At 73.4% G+C, this 19,325-nt stretch carries 17 protein-coding genes and 1 pseudogene; 7 read left to right on the forward strand and 11 right to left on the reverse strand.

Annotation, left to right across the window (positions count from 1 at the left end; translation table 11 throughout):
• Positions 1-14: 14 nt before the first annotated feature.
• The 4 genes from lgt to trpC all read right to left on the reverse strand — a co-directional run bounded on the left by lgt (position 15) and on the right by trpC (position 4,303).
• A complete protein-coding gene (gene lgt / locus AB0J36_RS15260) occupies positions 15-1,181 on the reverse strand; it encodes a prolipoprotein diacylglyceryl transferase (protein WP_357127087.1) in 1,167 nt (388 codons plus the stop codon).
• A gap of 237 nt (positions 1,182-1,418) precedes the next feature.
• Positions 1,419-2,222, reverse strand: coding sequence for a tryptophan synthase subunit alpha (gene trpA, locus AB0J36_RS15265; RefSeq protein ID WP_357127084.1), 804 nt, complete (start codon positions 2,220-2,222; stop codon positions 1,419-1,421).
• 1 nt (position 2,223) lies between these two features.
• A complete protein-coding gene (gene trpB, locus AB0J36_RS15270; RefSeq protein WP_357127081.1) occupies positions 2,224-3,462 on the reverse strand; it encodes a tryptophan synthase subunit beta in 1,239 nt (412 codons plus the stop codon).
• Between the two features lie 37 nt (positions 3,463-3,499).
• Positions 3,500-4,303 (reverse strand): indole-3-glycerol phosphate synthase TrpC, encoded by an 804-nt coding sequence (gene trpC, locus AB0J36_RS15275; protein WP_039906616.1) that lies wholly within the window; start codon positions 4,301-4,303, stop codon positions 3,500-3,502.
• A gap of 486 nt (positions 4,304-4,789) precedes the next feature.
• Between trpC and AB0J36_RS15280 the strand changes: the two genes are divergently transcribed.
• Positions 4,790-5,083 carry a hypothetical protein gene (locus AB0J36_RS15280; RefSeq protein ID WP_363660749.1) on the forward strand — a complete coding sequence of 98 codons (294 nt, stop codon included), beginning with the start codon at positions 4,790-4,792 and terminating at the stop codon, positions 5,081-5,083.
• Here AB0J36_RS15280 and AB0J36_RS15285 read toward each other — a convergent pair whose 3' ends face one another.
• The 4 genes and pseudogenes from AB0J36_RS15285 to AB0J36_RS15300 all read right to left on the reverse strand — a co-directional run.
• Positions 5,084-5,650, reverse strand: coding sequence for a Trp biosynthesis-associated membrane protein (locus tag AB0J36_RS15285; RefSeq protein ID WP_363660750.1), 567 nt, complete (start codon positions 5,648-5,650; stop codon positions 5,084-5,086).
• Positions 5,647-7,200, reverse strand: a complete 1,554-nt coding sequence (locus AB0J36_RS15290; protein ID WP_363660751.1) for an anthranilate synthase component I — start codon at positions 7,198-7,200, stop codon at positions 5,647-5,649. The genes AB0J36_RS15285 and AB0J36_RS15290 overlap by 4 nt, the downstream gene beginning before the upstream one ends.
• A gap of 46 nt (positions 7,201-7,246) precedes the next feature.
• Positions 7,247-7,678 (reverse strand): phosphoribosyl-AMP cyclohydrolase, encoded by a 432-nt coding sequence (hisI, locus tag AB0J36_RS15295; protein ID WP_363660754.1) that lies wholly within the window; start codon positions 7,676-7,678, stop codon positions 7,247-7,249.
• Between the two features lie 180 nt (positions 7,679-7,858).
• Positions 7,859-8,545: pseudogene (locus AB0J36_RS15300) on the reverse strand (phosphoribosyl-AMP cyclohydrolase); the annotation flags it as partial.
• A gap of 193 nt (positions 8,546-8,738) precedes the next feature.
• On the opposite strand from AB0J36_RS15300, the gene AB0J36_RS15305 reads away from it, so the two are divergent.
• From AB0J36_RS15305 to AB0J36_RS15315, 3 genes are all read left to right on the forward strand, one after another.
• On the forward strand, positions 8,739-9,479 hold the full coding sequence (locus AB0J36_RS15305) for an ABC transporter ATP-binding protein (protein WP_357127070.1): 741 nt from the start codon (positions 8,739-8,741) through the stop codon (positions 9,477-9,479).
• Positions 9,476-10,231: an ABC transporter permease gene (locus AB0J36_RS15310; RefSeq protein WP_357127067.1), complete on the forward strand. Its 756-nt coding sequence runs from the start codon at positions 9,476-9,478 to the stop codon at positions 10,229-10,231. Before AB0J36_RS15305 ends, AB0J36_RS15310 begins: the two co-directional genes overlap by 4 nt.
• Positions 10,232-10,314: 83 nt before the next feature.
• Positions 10,315-10,911, forward strand: coding sequence for a TetR family transcriptional regulator (locus AB0J36_RS15315; protein ID WP_357170748.1), 597 nt, complete (start codon positions 10,315-10,317; stop codon positions 10,909-10,911).
• A gap of 12 nt (positions 10,912-10,923) precedes the next feature.
• Here the strand turns inward: AB0J36_RS15315 and AB0J36_RS15320 are convergent, their stop codons facing one another.
• The 3 genes from AB0J36_RS15320 to AB0J36_RS15330 all read right to left on the reverse strand — a co-directional run bounded on the left by AB0J36_RS15320 (position 10,924) and on the right by AB0J36_RS15330 (position 15,435).
• Positions 10,924-11,673 (reverse strand): DUF2470 domain-containing protein, encoded by a 750-nt coding sequence (locus AB0J36_RS15320; RefSeq protein ID WP_357170746.1) that lies wholly within the window; start codon positions 11,671-11,673, stop codon positions 10,924-10,926.
• Between the two features lie 94 nt (positions 11,674-11,767).
• A complete protein-coding gene (locus AB0J36_RS15325) occupies positions 11,768-13,543 on the reverse strand; it encodes an ABC transporter ATP-binding protein (RefSeq protein WP_357127336.1) in 1,776 nt (591 codons plus the stop codon).
• Between the two features lie 8 nt (positions 13,544-13,551).
• On the reverse strand, positions 13,552-15,435 hold the full coding sequence (locus tag AB0J36_RS15330) for an ABC transporter ATP-binding protein (protein ID WP_357127058.1): 1,884 nt from the start codon (positions 15,433-15,435) through the stop codon (positions 13,552-13,554).
• Between the two features lie 170 nt (positions 15,436-15,605).
• On the opposite strand from AB0J36_RS15330, the gene AB0J36_RS15335 reads away from it, so the two are divergent.
• From AB0J36_RS15335 to AB0J36_RS15345, 3 genes are all read left to right on the forward strand, one after another.
• The gene (locus tag AB0J36_RS15335) at positions 15,606-16,235 is read left to right on the forward strand and encodes a TIGR03085 family metal-binding protein (RefSeq protein WP_357127055.1); all 630 of its coding nucleotides are present in this window, start codon (positions 15,606-15,608) and stop codon (positions 16,233-16,235) included.
• 129 nt (positions 16,236-16,364) lie between these two features.
• The gene (locus AB0J36_RS15340; RefSeq protein ID WP_357127053.1) at positions 16,365-17,312 is read left to right on the forward strand and encodes a terpene synthase; all 948 of its coding nucleotides are present in this window, start codon (positions 16,365-16,367) and stop codon (positions 17,310-17,312) included.
• Positions 17,313-17,449: 137 nt separating this feature from the next.
• Entirely contained in the window at positions 17,450-19,276 is a 1,827-nt protein-coding gene (locus tag AB0J36_RS15345; protein WP_357127050.1) for a long-chain fatty acid--CoA ligase, read from the forward strand.
• Positions 19,277-19,325: the final 49 nt, after the last annotated feature.

The following is a 19,325-nucleotide window of genomic DNA, read 5'->3' on the forward strand; positions in this document are numbered from 1 at the left end:
CGGGCCGCCCCCGCTCAGCTGTCCCGGTCGGCGGGGCGTACGCCGGTGGCGTCGGCCCGGGCCCCGTCGCGCCCCTCGGGCGTACCGTCCGTCGACTCGGCGGCGCCGTCCCCGTCGGCTGGTGACTCGGCGCCCTCCGGGAGCACGTCGTCGGCCGGCTCCGGTGGCGCCACACCGGTGTCCCGCCAGGTGGCGTACTGCTCCTCGCTGACCACCCGGTAACCCTCGGGGGCGGCGGCGCGTGCGCCGGTCTCGCGTGCGGAGACGTCGACCTGCGACAGGTCGGACGTCGTGGGCGGCGTGGCGGTGGCCGCCGCGCCGATCGGGATCAGGAACTCCCGGGGGCCACGAACCCGCACGAAGTAGGCCAGCGCGCCGAGGAAGACCAGGGCCGCGGTCCACACGTTGAGCCGTACGCCGAAGATCTGGTTCGCCTCGTCGGTACGCATCAGCTCGATCCAGAACCGGCCGGCGGTGTAACCCATGACGTACAGCGCGAACGCCCGGCCCCGCCCGAGCTTCAACCGCCGGTCCAGGACGAGGACCAGCCCGGCCACCCCGACGTTCCACAGCAACTCGTAGAGGAACGTCGGGTGGTAGAGGCCCGGTTCGAGAATCGGCTGGCCGGCGTCGTCGCGCAGGGCGTGCCCGGGGCTGTCCGGGTCCATCCGGTGGATCTCCAGACCCCACGGAAGGGTCGTCCGGCCGCCGAACAGCTCGTTGTTGAACCAGTTGCCCAGCCGGCCGACCGCCTGGGCCAGCGGCAGCCCGGGGGCCAACGCGTCGGCCACCACGCCGAGCGGGATGCCGAGCTGGCGGGCCGCGATCCAGGCGCCGACCGCGCCGCCCGCGACCGCGCCCCAGATGCCGAGGCCGCCCTCCCAGATGTAGAACGCCTTCAGCGGCTCGCCGCCGGCGCCGAAGTACTTCTCCGGCGAGGTGATCACGTGGTAGACCCGGGCGCCGATGATGCCGGCGGGCACCGCCCAGACGGCGATGTCGAGCACCGCCCCGGGCGCGACGCCACGCTGGCGCAGCCGACGCTCGGTCACCCAGCAGGCCAGCACGATGCCGGCGATGATGCACAGCGCGTACGCCCGCAGCGGGAACGGCCCGAGCTGCCAGACGGCGGTGCTGGGACTGGGCAGGGCCGCCTGGGGAGATAGCGAGGCGATGGTCACGGGTGCACACGCTACCGCTGCGCACCCCCGCAGCGGCACCCCGGGCCGCCGTACCGCGCTCGGAATGACGTCTGGTTCGCGGCGCCGGAGCCGCCGGAGAGGCCGGGCGACGGACGGGCGGCACCCGGTCGAGCGTGATGCCTGTGCGTCATCAAGATGACGCACAGGCATCAGAGTTGTCGCACCCGTGCCGCAGAAGCGGCGAGCGACGCGGGCCGGGTCGGCCCGCGGCGGCGCTCAGCGGGCCGGGTTGCGGACGCCCTCGGCGAGTTCGGCGCTCAGGGTACGCAGCGCGGCCAGCCCTTCGGCCTCGGACGAGGCGTCCAGGACGCACCGCACCAGCGCGCTGCCGACGATCACCCCGTCGGCGTACCCGGCGACGGTGCTGGCCTGCGCGCCCGTGCCCACGCCCAGGCCGACCCCGACGGGCAGGTCGGTGGCCCCGCGCACCCGCGAGACCAGGGTGGGAGCGGCGTCGGAGGTACGCGCCCGCGCGCCGGTCACCCCCATCACCGCCGTGGCGTAGACGAAGCCCCGGCAGTGCTCGACGGTCATCGCGAGCCGCGCGTCGGTGGACGACGGCGACACCAGGAAGGTGCGGTCCAGCCCGTGGGCGTCCGAGGCGGCCAGCCACTCCGCCGCCTCGTCGGGAATCAGGTCCGGCGTGATCAGGCCGGTGCCACCGGCGGCGGCCAGGTCACGGGCGAACACGTCCACGCCGTACCGCTCGACGGGGTTCCAGTAGGTCATCGTGACGACCGGCGCGCCGGTCGCCGCGACGGCCTCGATGATGCGCATCGTGTCGGCCGTACGGACCCCGCCGGCCAGCGCGATGTCGCTGGCCTTCTGGATGACCGGCCCGTCCATCACCGGATCGGAGTACGGGATCTCCACCTCGATGACGTCGACGCCGGCCTCGACCATCGCCGTCATGGCCGCGATGCTGCCCTCGACGGTCGGAAACCCGGCCGGCATACAGCCCACCAGCACGGCCCGCCCGTCGGCCCGGGCCTTGTCGAAGGCCACCCCGATGCGACTCACCTCAGCGCTCCTTGTCGAGGATGCCGAAGTAGTCCCCGGCGGTGTGCACGTCCTTGTCGCCCCGGCCGGAGAGGTTCACCACGATGGTGGGCTCCCGGCCCAGCTCGGCGGCGAGCTTCGGGGCCAGCGTCACGGTGCCGGCGAGCGCGTGCGAGCTCTCGATCGCCGGAATGATGCCCTCGGTGCGGCAGAGCAGTTCGAAGGCGGCCATCGCCTCCTCGTCGGTCACGGGCAGGTAGCTGGCCCGGCCGGTGTCGTGCAGCCAGGCGTGCTCGGGCCCGACGCCCGGGTAGTCCAGGCCGGCGGAGATCGAGTGCGACTCCAACGTCTGCCCGTCGGCGTCCTGCAACACGTACGTGCGGGCACCGTGCAGCACGCCCGCCGACCCGCCGGTGATGCTGGCCGCGTGCCGACTGGTGGTCACCCCGTCGCCGCCGGCCTCGAAGCCGTACAGCCGCACGTCCTCGTCGGGAACGAAGGCGTGGAAGATGCCCAGCGCGTTGGAGCCGCCGCCGACGCAGGCGGTGACCGCGTCCGGCAGCGCGCCGGTCAGGTCGAGGCACTGCTGCCGGGCCTCGTCACCGATGCCCCGGACGAAGTCCCGCACCATCGCCGGGAACGGGTGCGGCCCGGCGGCGGTGCCGATCAGGTAGTGGGTCCCGTCGACGTTCGCCACCCAGTCGCGCATCGCCTCGTTCATCGCGTCCTTGAGCGTGCGCGAACCGGTGGTGACCGGTACGACGGTGGCGCCGAGCATCCGCATCCGGGCCACGTTGAGCGCCTGCCGCTCGGTGTCGACCTCGCCCATGTAGACCACGCACTCGAGGTCGAACAGGGCGGCGGCGGTCGCGGTGGCGACGCCGTGCTGGCCCGCCCCGGTCTCGGCGATCACCCGGGTCTTGCCCATCCGCTTGGTGAGCAGCGCCTGGCCGAGCACGTTGCGGATCTTGTGCGCGCCGGTGTGGTTGAGGTCCTCGCGCTTGAGCAGCACCCGGGCGCCGACCTTCGCGGAGAACCGGCGGGCCTCGTAGAGCAGCGACGGCGTGCCGGCGTAGTCGCGCAGCAGCGCGCCGAACTCGGCTCGGAAGGACTCGTCCGCGATCGCCGTCCGCCACGCCCCGTCGAGCTCGTCCAGCGCGGCCACCAGGGCCTCGGGCACGAACCGACCGCCGAAGCGGCCGAAGTGGCCGGCGGAGTCGGGCTGCGAACCGGCCACCGGGGCCAGCGCGTCGGCGCTCATCGGACAATCCTCTCGGTGGGGCGTCACACCGGCGCGGTCAGCGCACCGGCCGGGGCGTCGCCGGGTGGTTACCGGCGTTGACCAACTCGGCCACCGCCTCGCGTGGGCTCTTCTGGGTGACCAGTCCTTCGCCGACCAGGACCGCGTCGGCGCCGGCGGAGGCGTACCGGATCAGGTCGTGCGGCCCGCGAACGCCGGACTCGGCGATCTTGACGACGCTGCTCGGCAGGCCCGGCGCGATCCGCTCGAACACCGAGCGGTCCACCTGAAGGGTACGCAGGTCACGGGCGTTGACCCCGATCACCTGCGCGCCGGCCTCCAGGGCCCGGTCGGCCTCCTCCTCGTCGTGGACCTCGACGAGCGCGGTCATGCCCAGCGACTCGATCCGCTCCAGCAGGCCCATCAGCACGTTCTGCTCGAGGGCGGCCACGATCAGCAGCACCAGGTCGGCGCCGTGTGCGCGCGCCTCGTGCACCTGGTAGCTGGAGACCACGAAGTCCTTGCGCAGCACCGGCACGGTGACCGCGGCCCGGACGGCGGCGAGGTCGTCCAGCGAACCGCCGAACCAGCGCCCCTCGGTCAGCACGCTGATGGCCCGCGCGCCACCCGCCGCGTAGTCGACGGCGAGGTCGGCCGGATCGGCGATCTCCGCCAGCCGGCCCTTGGACGGCGAGGAGCGCTTGACCTCGGCGATGACCGCGACACCGGGCTTGCGCAGCGCGGCGTACGCGTCCAGCGGCGGCGGCGCCGCCGCGGCCAGTTCACGGATCCGTTCCAACGGAACCTGCTCCTGGCGACGGGCGACGTCCTCGCGCACGCCAGCCAGAATCTCGTCGAGCACGCTTACGGACGCCGCCTGACCGGCCTCGTCCCCCTCCGCGTGCGCATGCTCAGCAGTCACCAACGGACTCCCCTCTCCGGGTGTCATGGGCCGATGCTAGGGGCACCCGACCGAGGCCGGGAGCCGGGGGTATGGCGCTGCTCACGAAAAGGCCTGCGGCATAATGGCCGACTTGCCGTGAAGGGGATGTCACGCAGCGCCACCTCCGTATCGACCGCCGTCACACGACGACAACCCGGCGGCTCCGGTTGAACCGGGCCGACCCATCGATCATGCCACCCACCGCCGATCGCCGCCCGATGACAGCGACAGCAGTCGATGTTGTGAGCAAGCTCAAGGCCGAACGGCCCCTCCCAGGTCGCGGGCGCGGCGGGACAGTTGACGGGGTGGTCACCCGGACGAAACGTCGGCCGGTGAGCATCGTCCTCGGGCAGACTCGATGACGCGCCTGCCCGACCGTCGCCGACTCCTCGTGTGGAGTGAGCCATGAACACTGCCGAGTCGAACTCCAGCATCGGACTGACCACCATCTCGCGGACCATGGCGTCGTTCGCCGTCGGGGTGGTGCAGACCCTGGAACGGGCCGTCGTCGGTGAGGGCCGGATGCGCACGGCACGCGGTAACGCCTGGGAGGCGGTCTGCGCCGACCGGGCCCGCGCCGACCGACGCGCCGAGCTGGACCGCCTGGTGGCCGAGCTGACCGCCACCCGCGCCGCCGCGCGCCCGCAGCGGGACCGTCAGCCGGTCGTCCGGGAGTGGGACCGTCAGCCGGTCGGCTGATCAGCCGGCCGTGGGGTCCTCGCCCCGGTCCAACGCGTCCCACGCCTCGGTGGTCCGCCGACCGGCCATCGGTCCCGGGGTGGCAGCCGCGCTCGGCCTACTCTCCGTGACGGTCCGCGGCGGCCGTTCGTACCGGGCGCCCATCGCCGGCCACCCGCCGCCGCGCAGTGCCGTCCACCCACCACCCACGACGACGAGCAGACCGCCGACCAGGCAGAGCGCCGGCCACTGCCGACTCACCACACCGTCGAGGTCGGCGACCAGTCCGTAACCAGCGCCGGCCGACACCGCCAGGCCCAGCGCGCCGAGCAGCACACCCAGCAGCCGCCGTACCCGACCCCGGGTGGCCAGCACCGCGCCACCACCGGCCAACGCCACCACGGCCAGCGCCGGCAGCCACGGCAGCAGGGCGGCCCCGCTGCGCGCCTCGCGCACCGGCGGCAGCGGCGCCGGCCGCGCGGTCAGCTCGACCGACCAGCCCCGGGTCGCCATCCACAGCGCCAGGCCCGCGCCGGCGAGACAGAGCAGCATCGCGTACGTCAGCTCGCGCCGACCCTTCACGTTCATCGGGCCGCCCGCAGCGTTTCGGCGGCGGCGATCGCGGCCAGCACCGCGGCGGCCTTGTCGCGGGTCTCCTGCTCCTCGGCGGCCGGATCCGAGTCGGCGACCACTCCGGCCCCGGCCTGCACGTAGGCGCGGCCGTCACGGATCAGCGCGGTCCGGATGGCGATCGCCATGTCCAGGTCGCCGCCGAAGCCGAAGTAGCCGACCGTCCCTCCGTAGACGCCACGGCGTACCGGCTCCAACTCCTCGATGATCTCCATGGCGCGCACCTTGGGCGCGCCGGAGAGCGTCCCGGCCGGGAAGGTCGCGGCGAGCGCGTCGAACGCCGAGCGGTCGTCACGCAGCGTGCCGGTCACGGTGGAGACGATGTGCATCACGTGGCTGTACCGCTCGATGGTCGCGAACTCGGGCACCTGGACGCTGCCCGGCTCGCAGACCCGGCCCAGGTCGTTGCGGCCCAGGTCGACCAGCATGACGTGCTCGGCGCGCTCCTTGGGATCGGCGAGCAGCTCGGCGGCGAGGCCCGCGTCGGCCGCCGAGGTGCCGCCGCGCGGGCGGGTGCCCGCGATCGGGTGCAGCAGCGCCCGCCGCCGCCCGTCCGCGCCGGCGGTGACCTTCAGGTGCGCCTCCGGCGACGAGCCGACGATGTCGAACCCGTCGAAGCGCAGCAGGTACATGTACGGGCTGGGGTTGCTGGTGCGCAGCACCCGGTAGACGTCCAGCGGGTCGGCGTGCGTGGCCCGCTCGAACCGCTGGGACAGCACGATCTGGAAGCACTCGCCCGCCCGGATCGCCTCCTTGGCCGCCTCCACGGCCTTGACGTAGCCCCCCTCGGGCGTACGACAGACAACCTCGCCGGCCGGTGGACGCGCGACCGTCGAGATCATCGGCGGGATGGGTCGGGACAGCGCGGTGGTCATCGCGTCGAGGCGACCCACCGCGTGGTGGTACGCGGCGGTGACGTACGCGGCGCGGTCCGTCGCGTCCAGCGGTGGCAGTACCGCGTTGGCGACCAGGATCGCGGAGCCGTCATAGTGGTCGAGCACCACCAGGTCGGTCGCGAGCATCATGCCCAGCTCCGGCACGCCGAGGTCGGACTCGGTCAGCTCGGGCAGCCGCTCGAAGCGGCGGACGAGGTCGTACCCGAGGTAGCCGACCATGCCCCCGGTCAGCGGTGGCAGGCCGTCACCCGGGCCGGGCGGCGGCCCGGCGAGCGCCGCCACGGTGTCCCGCAGCACCCGCACCGGGTCGCCGTCGGTGGGCAGCCCGGCCGGGGGCTGCCCGAGCCAGGTCGCCGCGCCGTCGCGCTCGACGAGGGTGGCGCTGCTCCGTACGCCGATGAACGAGTACCGCGACCAGGCCATGCCCGCCGAGCCGACCCCCTGCTCGGCCGATTCGAGCAGGAAGGTGCCGGGCCCGCCGGCGAGCTTGCGGTAGACCCCCACCGGAGTCTCGGCGTCGGCCAGCAGCCGGCGGGTGACCGGTACGACACGCCAGCCGTCGGCCAGTTCGGTGAAGGTGGCCAGGTCGGGGCTCACCGCGCCGTCGGTCATGCGTCGGCCCGCCTCTCGGTCCCGGCGGGGCTCCGCCACACCGTGCTCACCGGGCGTCCGGCGCGGTGATCGGCAGCTCGGTGAAGAAGCACGTCCGGTGCCCGGTGTGGCAGGCCGCGCCGACCTGGTCGACGCTCACCAGCAGGGCGTCGCCGTCACAGTCCAGGGCCACCGAGCGCACGTACTGGTGGTGCCCGGAGGTGGCGCCCTTGACCCAGTATTCGCGGCGGCTGCGGGACCAGTAGGTGGCCCGGCCGGTGGTGAGGGTGCGGTGCAACGCCTCGTCGTCCATCCAGGCGACCATCAGCACGTCGCCGGAGTCGTGCGCGCGTACCACGGCGGCGACCAGGCCGTCGGCGTTGCGGCGCAACTGGGCCGCGATGGCCGGATCGAGCCGGGACGGACGGACCGGCGTCGAGGCCACCGGGCCGCTCGGTTCGCTGGGGACGCCGGTCACCGGCGCGTCAGGTACGGGCACAGTTGCCCATTGTCCCGCACGTGGGCTGGGCACCGGCGACGGCTCCCGCCGAGGGTTCGGCCGGTGGGCCACGGGCCGCGCGAGCTGGGCCACGTAACGGTCGAGGCGGCCGTCGACCAGGGCCTCGGCCAGGTCGGGTCCGGAGGATTCGGCGATCTCCCCGGCGTACGGGCGGATCAGCGCCACGGTGCCGGCGACCAGCCGCACGGCGGCGGCCCAGAGCTGGCCGGTGGCGCCCGGGCGCAGGCCGAGGCAGAGGAGCATGTCCTCGCGGTAGCCGACCGGCGCGACCGGCAACTCCAGGGCCGCCGCGAACGCCGCGCGGCGGGACGACACCCGCACCGACGGGTTCGCCGGGCGCAGCACCGACGGGCAGATCCGGGCCAGGTCCGCCACGGCGAGCCGGACCCCCAGGCGGTCGGTGGCGGCGCGGGCGGCAGCGGCCTTGCCGAGCAGGGCGATCAGCTCCTCCAGCCGGGGCGGCTCGGCCGGTTGGCAGAGCACCGGCAGGTCGATCCGGGGCCGCCAGTGCGGGTCCGCCCAGAGCAGCCGGGCCGGCGCGGTGACCGGCAGTCCGAATGCCCAGTCGGCCGGCTCACCCAGCCGGTGCACCCAGGACCGAACGTCCCGCGCCGCCACCGAGACGTGGGTGACCCGACCGGCGGTTTCGGCCAGGTACGCGCGACGGGCGGCGTACGGCGAGCCACCGACCAGCACGTCGAGGTCGACGTCGCTGTGCGCGGTGGCCGCCCGCCGGGCGTGACTGCCGCGCAGCAGGATGCCGACGACCGGCCGTTCGGCGGCGTCCCGCAACCGCGCGGCCCAGTCCTCGAGAAATCCGCTGTGCGGTAACGGAGCGTGACCCACGGCGTCATCGTGCCGTACGTCCGATCGGCACGCAATGCCCGTTGCCGGACTTGCTGTCCGGTCCGAAGCCTACTGCCCGTTGTCACGCTGGGCGCGAGGGCGGGCACCAGAGGACAGGCCGGCCGTTGCGCGGGCCGCACACTCCCCTCTAGCGTTGGAATTCAACGAGCGATGAGTTTCTTGGAGGTGCGCGATGGACGACGCGATAGGCGTCCACGACCTGGTGGTCGATCGGGGCGGGCGGCGGGTGCTGGACGGCATCACCTGCGCCGTTCCACGGGGCGCCGTCACCGGTCTGCTGGGGCCCAGCGGCAGCGGCAAGACCACGTTCATGCGCGCCGTGGTCGGCGTGCAGGTGGTCACCTCGGGGACGGTGACCGTGCTGGGCCAGCCGGCGGGGGCCCCGGCGCTGCGGCACCGGGTGGGCTACCTCACGCAGGCGCCGAGCGTCTACGCCGACCTGACCGTGCGGGAGAACGCCCGCTACTTCGCGGCCCTGTACGGACGTGGGCGGGCCGAGGCGGACGAGGCGGTGAGCGCCGTCGGGCTGGCCCAGGCGGCCGGCCAGCTGGTCGCCACGCTCTCCGGCGGCCAGCGCAGTCGGGCCTCGCTGGCCTGCGCCCTGGTCGGCGACCCGGAGCTGGTCATCCTCGACGAGCCGACCGTCGGTCAGGACCCGGTGCTGCGGGCCGACCTGTGGGCCCGGTTCCACGCCATGGCCGCCGCCGGCACCACCCTGCTGGTGTCCAGTCACGTGATGGACGAGGCGGCCCGCTGCGACCGGCTGCTGCTGATCCGCGAGGGCCGGCTGATCGCCGACGACAGCCCGGACGCGATCCGGGCCGCCGCCGGTGTGGACGACCTCGACGAGGCGTTCCTGCGGCTGATCCGGGCCGGCGAGACGAAGGCGTCAGCCGGGCGGGAGAACTCATGAACGTGCGGATCCTGGCGGCCACCATCGGCCGCGTCCTGCGCCAGCTCCGGCACGACCGGCGGACGATCGCGCTGCTCGTGGTGGTGCCGACCGTCCTGCTCACGCTGGTCTACTACATGTACGCCGACAAGCCGACACCGCTGGGGCAGCCGTCGGTGTTCGACCGGGTCGCGCTGGTGATGCTGGGAACCTTCCCCTTCGTGATCATGTTTCTCGTGACCAGTATCGCGATGCTGCGCGAGCGCACGTCCGGCACCCTGGAGCGGCTGCTCACCACCCCGCTGGGCAAGCTCGACCTGCTCTTCGGGTACGGCATCGCGTTCGGGCTGGCCGCCGCCGTGCAGGCCACGTTGGCGGCCGGTCTGGCGTACTGGGTCTTCGATCTGCGGACTCTCGGCAGCAGCGGTCTGGTGATCGGGATCGCGGTGCTCGACGCGGTGCTCGGGGTCGCCCTCGGCCTGCTGTGCAGCGCCTTCGCCCGCACCGAGTTCCAGGCAGTACAGTTCCTCCCGGTCGTGGTGATCCCGCAGCTCCTGCTGTGTGGGCTGTTCGTGGCCCGGGACGAGATGGCCGGCTGGCTCCAGGGCCTCAGCGGTGCCCTGCCCCTGACGTACGCCATCGAGGCGTTGCAGGAGGTCGGCGCCCACGCCGAGCCGACCGCGACCATGTGGCGGGACGTGGGCGTGGTGTTCGGCGCGGTGGTGTTGGCGCTGGTGCTCGCGGCGGCGACCCTGCGTCGGCGCACCGGCTGACCGACCGGCGGCGACCCGCGCGGGGCGGGTCGCCACCCGCCGCCGGGAGGCCGGCGGCGTCAGCGGACGAACGAGGGGCGGCGATGACGCGGCGTACCGGCCGGCGACCCGGCAACCCGGACACCCGGGAGGCGATCCTCGACGCGGCGCGGGCGACGTTCGCCGAACGGGGTTTCGACGCCGCCCCGATCCGCGCCATCGCCGCCACCGCCGGGGTGGACCCGGCTCTGGTGCACCACTACTTCGGCACGAAGGACCAGCTCTTCCGGGCCGCGATGAACTTCCCCGTGGACCCCGCCGAGCTGCTGCCGGCGGTGCTCGCCGGTGACCAGGACGGCGTCGGCGAGCGGCTGGTACGGACCTTCATCGGCATCTGGGACTCACCGGCCGGCAGCGCCGGAGTGGCGCTGGTGCGCTCGGTGCTCAGCAGCGAGTGGACCGCTCGGCTGCTGCGGGAGTTCGTCACCACGCAGGTGTTGCGCCGGGTGCTCGACCAGCTCGACGTCGACCCGGCCGAGGTCCCGCTGCGCGGCTCGCTGGTCGCCACCCAGCTCATCGGCCTCGCCATGATCCGGCACGTGGTACGGCTGGAGCCGGTCGCGTCGGCCGATCCGGAGCTCCTGGTCGCCACCATCGGCCCCAGCGTCCAGCGGTACCTCACCGGGTCGCTGCCGATCTAGGGCCGGGCGCGGTCAGCGGGGCGGGTGCACGTCGGCGGGGCGGCGCAGCGGCGGGAGCAGCCGGCCCAGCTCGTCGGGGCCGGTGAGCGGGCACGGGAACGCCAGCCGGACGCGCCGCCGTGCGCCGGGGCGTCCGAGAGCGACCACCAGCCCGTAGCGGTCGACCCGCACCACGCGCGGCGGGCCGTCCGGGGCCTCTTCGGTCAGGCCGAGCTGCCGGCACAGGTAGTCGGTGACGGCGGCGGGCTCGCGCTGGGCGAAGTCGGCGAGCAGCAGGGCCTCGAAGGGGTGCACCGGATCCGGCTCCGCCTCGGCGTACTCCACCGGGTCGATCCGGTGCACGACGCCGGCCCGCTCCCAGCGGACCTCGGCCACCTCGAAGCGGAACAGCCGGAACCGGGCGCCGACGTCGAGCAGGTCGCCGGTCGGCTCGACGGCCGCGAAGTCGACCGCGGCGCGGCGTGCCTCGTCGTCGTGCAGTTCGGCGGCCCAGCCGGAGACCCAGGCCCGCCCGAGCCCGGGAGCGCCGGCCGCGGGCGGCAGGTCGAGGACGTCCAGGACCACCGCGACGTCGTCGCCCCCGGCGGCGGGCTGTAGCGCGGCGCCCAGGTGGCTGGCCACCGGCACCAGCAGCAACACGCGGCCGTCGGGGTCGGTCACGTGCCGGGCGTGGTGCGGACCCGGGCGGCGAGCCAGGTGGACGAGGCCGGGCAGGCGACCGGCGACGAGGGTACGGACGATCTCGGCGGGGCTGGGCCGCATGGCGCAACCTCCTTCAAAGGTTAGCCTTACCTAACCGGAGCGTAGAGCACCAGCACCACCGCGTCCACCAGCCGATGCCATGGACATCGACCCGTTACCTGGTCTGCTCCAGCCAGGAGGCGTACAGCAGCCCGTAGACCGAGTCGGCGTCGCGCACCAACTCGTCGTGCGGGCCACGCTGCACGACGCGCCCCCGGTCCACCACGATGACCTCGTCGGCGGCCTGGGCGGTGGAGAGCCGGTGCGCGATGGCGAGGGTCGTACGCCCCCGCGTGACCGCGTCCAGGGTGCGCTGCAAGCGCACCTCGGTCGCCGGATCCACCGCGCTGGTCGCCTCGTCCAGCACCAGCAGGTCGGGGTCGGCCACGTACGCGCGGGCCAGCGCGACGAGCTGCCGCTCCCCCACGCTCAGCGCCTCGCCGCGCTCCCCGACCGGGGTGTTGAGGCCGGCGGGCAGACCGTCCAACCAGTCCGCCAGGCCCAACTCCGTGAAGGCGGCCCCCAGCTCCTCGTCGGTCAACTCCGGCCGGGCGAACCGCACGTTGTCCCCCACCGTCGCGTCGAAGAGGAACCCGTCCTGCGGCACCATCACCACCCGGGCGCGCAGCGAGTCGAAGCGCACCTGCGCCAGCGGCACCCCGGACAGCAGCACCGCCCCCGCCGACGGATCCATCAGTCGGGTCAGCAGCTTCGCGAAGGTCGTCTTGCCGCTGCCCGTCTCGCCGACCACCGCCACCCGGCTCTTCGCCGGGATCTCCAGGTCGATGTCGTGCAGCACCGGCGGGCCGCCGGGATAGGCGAACCGTACGCCCGAGAACCGGATGTCCAACGGACCGATCGGCAGGTCCCGGCCCTGCTCCCCGGGATCCGCGACGTCCGGGGCGACGTCCAGCACGTCCAGCACCCGGCGCCAGCCCGCGATCGCGTTCTGCGCCTCGTTGAGCACCTCGGTGGCGATCTGCACCGGCTGGATGAACAGCGTCACCAGGAAGAGGAACGCGGTCAGCTGACCGATCGACAGCGTGCCGTCCACGCCCAGCGTCACCCCGAGCACCACCACGCCGGCCAGCGCCAACCCGGCCGCCAACTCACCGACCGAGCTGCCCACGATGCTGATCCGGATGGCCCGCTGCTGCGCCATGCGCTGCGCGTCGATGGCCTCGTCCAGCCGCCGCTCGGTACGCCCCGCGATGCCGTACGCCCGGATCACCGGCGCGCCCACGACGCTCTCGCCGATCGCGCCCAGCAGCGCGCCGGTGCGCTGGCGCACCGTCGCGTACGCCGCGCCGAGTCGGCGCTGCAACTGCCGGATGACGAGCACCGCCGGCAGGAACGCCACCAGCACCACCAGGGTCAACTGCCAGGAGTACGCCAGCATGACGGCCGTCGTCACCACGAGCTGGCCCAGGTTGACCAGCAGGATCACCCCGCCCCACTGGAGGAACTGGGTGATCTGGTCGACGTCGCTGGTCACCCGCGAGACCAGCGAGCCGCGGCGCTCCGACTGCTGGTGCAGCATCGACAGGTCGTGCACGTGCCGGAACGCCCGCGTCCGCACGTTCGCCAACGCGGTCTCGCTGACCGTGAACAGCCGGCGCATCATCAGGTAGCCGCAGGCCGTGGTGACCACGAGGATCGCCGCGGTGACCGCCACCACCCACCAGACGACGTCCAGCCTCAGGCCGCCGACGATGCCTCGGTCGATGCCCTGCTGCACCGCCACCGGAACGGCCACCCGGCCCACCATGTAGACCAGCGCCAGGGCCAGGGTGGCGGCCAGCCCGGTCCGCAGCTCGGGCGAGAGGGCCAGCCCCCGCCGCAACGTCCGCCAGGTCGTCTCCGGCCGCTCGTCGCGCTCGTCGGTCGTCACCGTCGTACTCAATGGTCCACCTCGATCTCCAGGCCCGACGGGAGCGGCGCCACCTCGTCGTCGTACGCGCGCTCCTGCGCGCGGTCGACCTCCGCCTGCTCGTAGGCGGTGACCAGGTCCACGTACCCGGGCACGGTGGCCAGCAGCTCGGTGTGCGTGCCCCGCGCGATCACCCGCCCCTGCTCGACGTAGATGACCTCGTCGGCGAGGGCGATGGTGGCCCGGCGGTACGCCACGACGAGGATCGACGCGGCGGGAACCCCCGGCTCGCCGGCCGAGGAGCGCAGGCCGGCGAGGATGGCCGCCTCCACGCGCGGGTCCACGGCGCTCGTCGCGTCGTCGAGCACCAGCAGGCGTGGCCGCCCGGCGAGGGCGCGGGCCAGGGTGAGCCGCTGCCGCTGCCCGCCGGAGAGCGAGGTGCCCCGCTCGCCGACCATCGTGTCCAGCCCGTCGGGCAGCGCCGCGACGAAACCGTCCGCCTCGGCCAGGCGCAGTGCCGCCCACACGACCTCGTCGTCGATGCCCGGCCGGTCCAGGGCGATGTTGGCCCGTACGGTGTCGTCGAAGACGAACGGCACCTGCGCCACGAGCGCGACCGTGCCGGCCAGCGACGCGGCGGTCAGGTCGCGCGTGTCCACGTCGTCCAGGGTGACGGTGCCCGAGTCCGGGTCGACCAGGCGTACGGCCAACGAGGCGATGGTGGACTTGCCCGCGCCGGTCGGCCCGACCAGGGCGACCGTGCGGCCCGCCGGGACGGTGAAGCCGACCTCGCCGAGCACCTGCGCGCCGGGCTGGTGAGCCTCGGCGGGCGGATAGGAGAAGTGCACGTCGGTGAAGGTGAGGCTGGCCGGGCCCGGGGTGGCCGGGTCGAGCACCCGCTGTCCGTACGGCATCTCGCCGGTGGCGTCGAGGACCCGGCGCACCCGGTCCCAGCCCGCGACGCTGCGCGGCAGCTCGGCGAGCACCCAGCCGATGGCCCGTACCGGGAAGGCCAGCACGGTGAAGAGGAAGGCGACGCTGACCAGCTCGGTGACGCTGATCGCGCCCTGGCGCAGCCGGAACGCCCCGACCACCAGGACGGCCAGGGTGCCGAGGCTGGGCAGTGTCTCCAGCAGCGGGTCGAAGACGCCCCGCAGCCGGCCGACCGCGATGAGGGCGTCGCGCAGCTCACCGGCGCGGCCGGCGAACCGGGCGGTCTCCTGCGCCTCGCGGCCCATGGTCTTGACCACCAGCGCGCCGTCGAAGCTCTCGTGCGCGATGCCGCTGACCTCGGCGCGCAACCGCTGCGCGCGGGCCTGGCGGGGCGCCATCCGGCGGGAGTAGACCACGTTGAGCGCGAACAGCGCGGGGAACACCGCGAGGCCGACCAGGGCCAGGGCCCAGTCGGTGGCGAACAGCGAGACGATCGCGCCGACCAGCATCACCAGCGTGCCCACCGCGAAGGGCAGCGGGGCGATCGGATACCAGGCCGCCTCCACGTCGGAGTTGGCGTTGGACAGCAGCGTGCCGGTGGCGTTGCGGTGGTGCCAGGACAGCGGCAGGTCCAGGTAGCGGCGGGTGACCCGGCGGCGGTAGGCGGCCTGGAGCCGGTACTGCATGTAACCGGCGCCGAGCCGGCGGCCGAAGATGCCGACCACCCGCAGCACGCTGATCCCGAAGAGGGCCACCGCCGCCAGCACCAGCGCGCCGACGCCGACCTCGCCCCGGGCGATCGCCGGCACCACCACGTCGCCGACGACCGCGCCCACCACGTACGCGCTCACGATGACCATCGAGCCGAACAGCACGCTGCCGACCACGGCGACCGTGAAGATCCGTGGCTGCTCGCGGATCGCCTGCCGCAGCACCCCCAGCCCTCTGCCGAGCACGTCCCGGCTTGTCCTGCTCGCCACGCTCTCCCCCGCCGTAAGCCACAATTATCTACCTCATCCTTACCGGTGCGGGCCTGCGCCGCCGACCCGGACGGGATATGTCGACCATCACGTATTCCACGCCCGCGCCAGCGGTACGACCCGGTCCCGCTCGCCGCGCGGCCGCCAGGGTCCGGGCCTACGATCGGCCCATGTCGCGGTACGCCCGAGCCGAGCGCGAGACGCTGGCCGATCTCCTCCTGGCCCTCGGGCCCGACGCACCGACGATCAACGAGGGCTGGGCGACGCGCGACCTCGCCGCGCACCTGGTGCTGCGCGAGCGCCGTCTGGACGCCGCCGGCGGGATCCTGCTGCCGCCTCTGCGGGGGTACGCCGAACGGGTCCGCCGCCGGCTCGCCGCCGGGCCCTACCCGGAGCTGGTGGCGAAGGTACGCCGGCCACCGGTGTGGAGCCCGGTCAGCAACCCGCTGACCGACGAGCTGGTCAACACCATGGAGTTCTTCATCCACCACGAGGACGTTCGGCGGGCCGTCGGGGGATGGCAGCCGCGTGAGTTGCCGCGTGGCCTGCAGGCCACCCTGTGGAAGCGGGCCGCACCGATGGCCCGGCTGACGCTGCGGCGCTTCCCGGCGGACCTCTACGTGCAGGCGCCGGGGTACGGCGAGGTCTCCGTCGGCCGTGGCGGCGAACGACTGCGCCTGGTGGGTGCCCCGGCCGAGTTGGCCCTGTTCCTGTCCGGACGGCAGCGGGTGGCCAGGGTCCAGCTGGACGGCCCGGCGTCGTCCGCGCGGCAGCTGCGCAACGCCAGCCTGGGCATGTGACTTTCTGCGCCTAATCGGTCACAGCAACGTCGGACGAATGCCCCAGTCCCAACGATGCATACCGATACCTCCTCCCGTACGCTTCACCGCGCCGTTCCGCGCCGGGGCGGCACGATGTGGGGGCACACGATGCGAAGTTTCGCAATCTCGGCGCTACGGGAACCCTCCTTCACGGCGGGGCGCCACAAGTCCACAGATCTGGTAGCCAACGAGAGCGTCGATTGGGCGCGCGCTTTCGGCCTGGTCAACTCCGGTCAAATTCATCGACTGCAACGGGCGGACGCCGCCGGCCTGGCGGGCCGAGCCTGCCCGGACGGGCCGGCACGGGGGCTGCGACTCCTCACCGACCTGATCTCCTGGCTGTTCGTCATGGACGACGCCTGCGACGAGGACGGCCTCGGGGCCGATCCGAGCCGGCTGGCGCCGGTCATCGCCGCCCTGCTCAACGTGTTGGACCGGGCCGGCGACCCGCGCGCCGTACCACCGCCGGAGGCCGGCCCGCTGGGCGCCGCGCTGCACGACCTGTGCCGCCGGACCCGGGCCGAGGGCCGGGCGCCGATGCTGCTGCGGTTCGTCAGCCAGGTCCGCCAGTACCTGCTGGCGCTGCTCTGGGAGGCCAGCAACCGGGAGCGCCGCCGGGTACCGGGGGTCACGGAGTACGTCCAACTGCGTCGGCACATCGGCGGCGTACACCCCTGTCTCACCCTGACCGACCTCGCGTCGGAGCAGCCACCCGGGCCGGCGCGGCGGGCCGATCCGGCGCTGACCGCCCTGGACCTGCTGGCGGTGGACCTGGTGTGCTGGTGCAACGACCTCTTCTCGTACGGCAAGGAGAGCCGGTCCGGCCCGGACGCGCACAACCTGGTGACGGTCATCGCCCAGGAGAGCGGCCTCGACGAGGCGGGCGCGTTACGGGCCGCCGCGGAACGCTTCAACCGGGGGTTGGCGGCGTACCAGGCGGCGGAGGAGGGCCTGCTGGCGAGCGGTGTCGCGGCGTTGCGCTCGCCGCTGGCCACGCGGCGCAACTGGGTCCGGGCCACCTACGACTGGTCGGTCGTGGCTGCCCGCTACGCCTGATTCAGGGCGCCGGTCGGCGCGGCAGGGTCGCCGGACGATCACCGGCACTAGCCGATGCCCGGTATCAGGCAATACTCTTCGGTAACCACTATGACGTGACGACCGTCACGTCGCCACCCCCGAAGGCGGCTACAGCGATGGCTCTCGATGTACCGTACCGTTCCATCCCGGACATGTTCCTCAAGCGCGTGGCGGCCACCCCCGACCGGCACGCGTTCGCGTCCCCGACCCCTGACGACTCGGGGCCCAACTGGTTGACCTGGGCGCAGGTCGGCCAGCGCGCCAAGGCCGTCGCCGCCGGCCTGCACGCGCTCGGCGTCGGCCAGGAGAACCCGGTCGCGATCCTCGCCAACACGCGACTGGACTGGGTGGTCGCCGACCTGGGCATCATGTGCGCCGGCGGGGCGACCACCACCGTCTACCCGACCACCGAGCCGGCGGACGCGACGTACATCATCGCCGACTCCGGCTCGCGGGTCCTCTTCGCGGAGAACCCGGCGCAGGCGGCCAAGATTGCCGGAGCGGAGCTGCCGGCGCTGACCCACGTGGTGCTCTTCGACGGCGCCCCCGACCCGAACGCCGCGATCCCCCAGCTCACCCTCACCGAGCTGGAAGAGCGGGGCAGCCGGGCGCTGGCCGCCGAACCCGATCTGATCGACATGCTCGTGGCCGGCATCGGCCCCGACCACCTGGCCACGCTGATCTACACCTCCGGCACCACCGGCCAGCCCAAGGGTGTCGAACTGTTGCACGGTGGGTGGTGCTGGGAGGCGGTGGCGCAGGCCGACGGCGGGCTGCTGCGCGACGACGACCTGCAGTACCTGTGGCTGCCGCTGGCGCACTCGTTCGGCAAGACGCTGCTCTGCGGCGCGATCCACGTCGGCCTGCCGACGTACGTGGACGGGCGGGTGGAGAAGCTGGTCGACCTGCTCGCGGTGATCCGCCCGACGCTGATGTGTGGCGCCCCCCGCGTCTTCGAGAAGGTCTACAACCGGGCGGTCACCACCGCGCAGGGCGCCGGCGGCGCGAAGGCGAAGATCTTCGCCTGGGGTGTCCAGGTCGGTAAGGAGAAGGTCGCGCTGGAGCAGGCCGGCAAGCCGGTGCCGGCCGGGCTCAAGCTGCGCTACGGGCTGGCCGAGAAGCTGGTGTTCAGCAAGCTCCAGGCCCGCCTGGGCGGCCGGATGCGGGTGCTGGTCTCCGGCGCCGCGCCGCTCAGCCCGGAGATCGCCACCTTCTTCGCCGCGGCCAACCTGCCGATCTCGGAGGGCTACGGCCTCACCGAGACCAGCGCCGGCAACTTCGTCAACCCACCGGACGGGCTGCGCATCGGCACGGTCGGGAGGGCGATGGGCGACCTGGAGTGCCGGGTCGACACCGACGGCGAGATCCTCGTGCGGGGTCGCCCGGTGATGCGCGGCTACCACAACCTGCCCGAGGAGACCGCCGCCGCGTTCACCGAGGACGGCTTCTTCCGCACCGGCGACATCGGCACGCTCGACGAGCAGGGCTACCTGCGGATCACCGACCGCAAGAAGGACCTGGTCAAGACCTCGGGCGGCAAGTACATCGCGCCGTCGCACATCGAGGGCATGTTCAAGGCCATCTGCCCGTACACCTCGCAGGCGGTCGTGATCGGGCAGGCCCGCAACTTCTGCACGATGCTCGTCACGCTCGACGCGGACGCCATCCGCGGCTGGGTGGCCGGCGGCCCGCTGGAGGGCCGCGACTACACCGAGATCGTCGCCTCGCCGGAGGCGCAGGCGATGGTCGAGGAGTACGTCGCCCAGCTCAACGCCAAGCTGAACCGCTGGGAGACGATCAAGAAGGTGGCGATCCTGCCGCGTGACCTGACCATCGAGGACGGCGAGGTCACCCCGTCGTTGAAGATCAAGCGACGGGGCGTGGAGAGCAACTTCGCCGCCGAGATCGACAAGATGTACGCCGGCTCCCTCGCCGAGCTCTAGGAACGTGTCGTCGTGGCCCCGCACCCGCCCGGGTGTGGGGCCACCGGCG

This window comes from Micromonospora sp. NPDC049662, assembly GCF_040675055.1.
Classification (GTDB): domain Bacteria; phylum Actinomycetota; class Actinomycetes; order Mycobacteriales; family Micromonosporaceae; genus Micromonospora.

What these genes read in the sequence shown, in the direction of transcription:
- trpB (WP_357127081.1), bottom strand. Translation starts at nt 3,462, where the DNA reads ATGAGCGCCGACGCGCTGGCCCCGGTGGCCGGTTCGCAGCCCGACTCC.
- AB0J36_RS15280 (WP_363660749.1), top strand. Translation starts at nt 4,790, where the DNA reads ATGAACACTGCCGAGTCGAACTCCAGCATCGGACTGACCACCATCTCG.
- AB0J36_RS15285 (WP_363660750.1), bottom strand. Translation starts at nt 5,650, where the DNA reads ATGAACGTGAAGGGTCGGCGCGAGCTGACGTACGCGATGCTGCTCTGT.
- AB0J36_RS15290 (WP_363660751.1), bottom strand. Translation starts at nt 7,200, where the DNA reads ATGACCGACGGCGCGGTGAGCCCCGACCTGGCCACCTTCACCGAACTG.
- AB0J36_RS15305 (WP_357127070.1), top strand. Translation starts at nt 8,739, where the DNA reads ATGGACGACGCGATAGGCGTCCACGACCTGGTGGTCGATCGGGGCGGG.
- AB0J36_RS15310 (WP_357127067.1), top strand. Translation starts at nt 9,476, where the DNA reads ATGAACGTGCGGATCCTGGCGGCCACCATCGGCCGCGTCCTGCGCCAG.
- AB0J36_RS15315 (WP_357170748.1), top strand. Translation starts at nt 10,315, where the DNA reads ATGACGCGGCGTACCGGCCGGCGACCCGGCAACCCGGACACCCGGGAG.
- AB0J36_RS15320 (WP_357170746.1), bottom strand. Translation starts at nt 11,673, where the DNA reads ATGCGGCCCAGCCCCGCCGAGATCGTCCGTACCCTCGTCGCCGGTCGC.
- AB0J36_RS15335 (WP_357127055.1), top strand. Translation starts at nt 15,606, where the DNA reads ATGTCGCGGTACGCCCGAGCCGAGCGCGAGACGCTGGCCGATCTCCTC.
- AB0J36_RS15340 (WP_357127053.1), top strand. Translation starts at nt 16,365, where the DNA reads ATGCGAAGTTTCGCAATCTCGGCGCTACGGGAACCCTCCTTCACGGCG.
- AB0J36_RS15345 (WP_357127050.1), top strand. Translation starts at nt 17,450, where the DNA reads ATGGCTCTCGATGTACCGTACCGTTCCATCCCGGACATGTTCCTCAAG.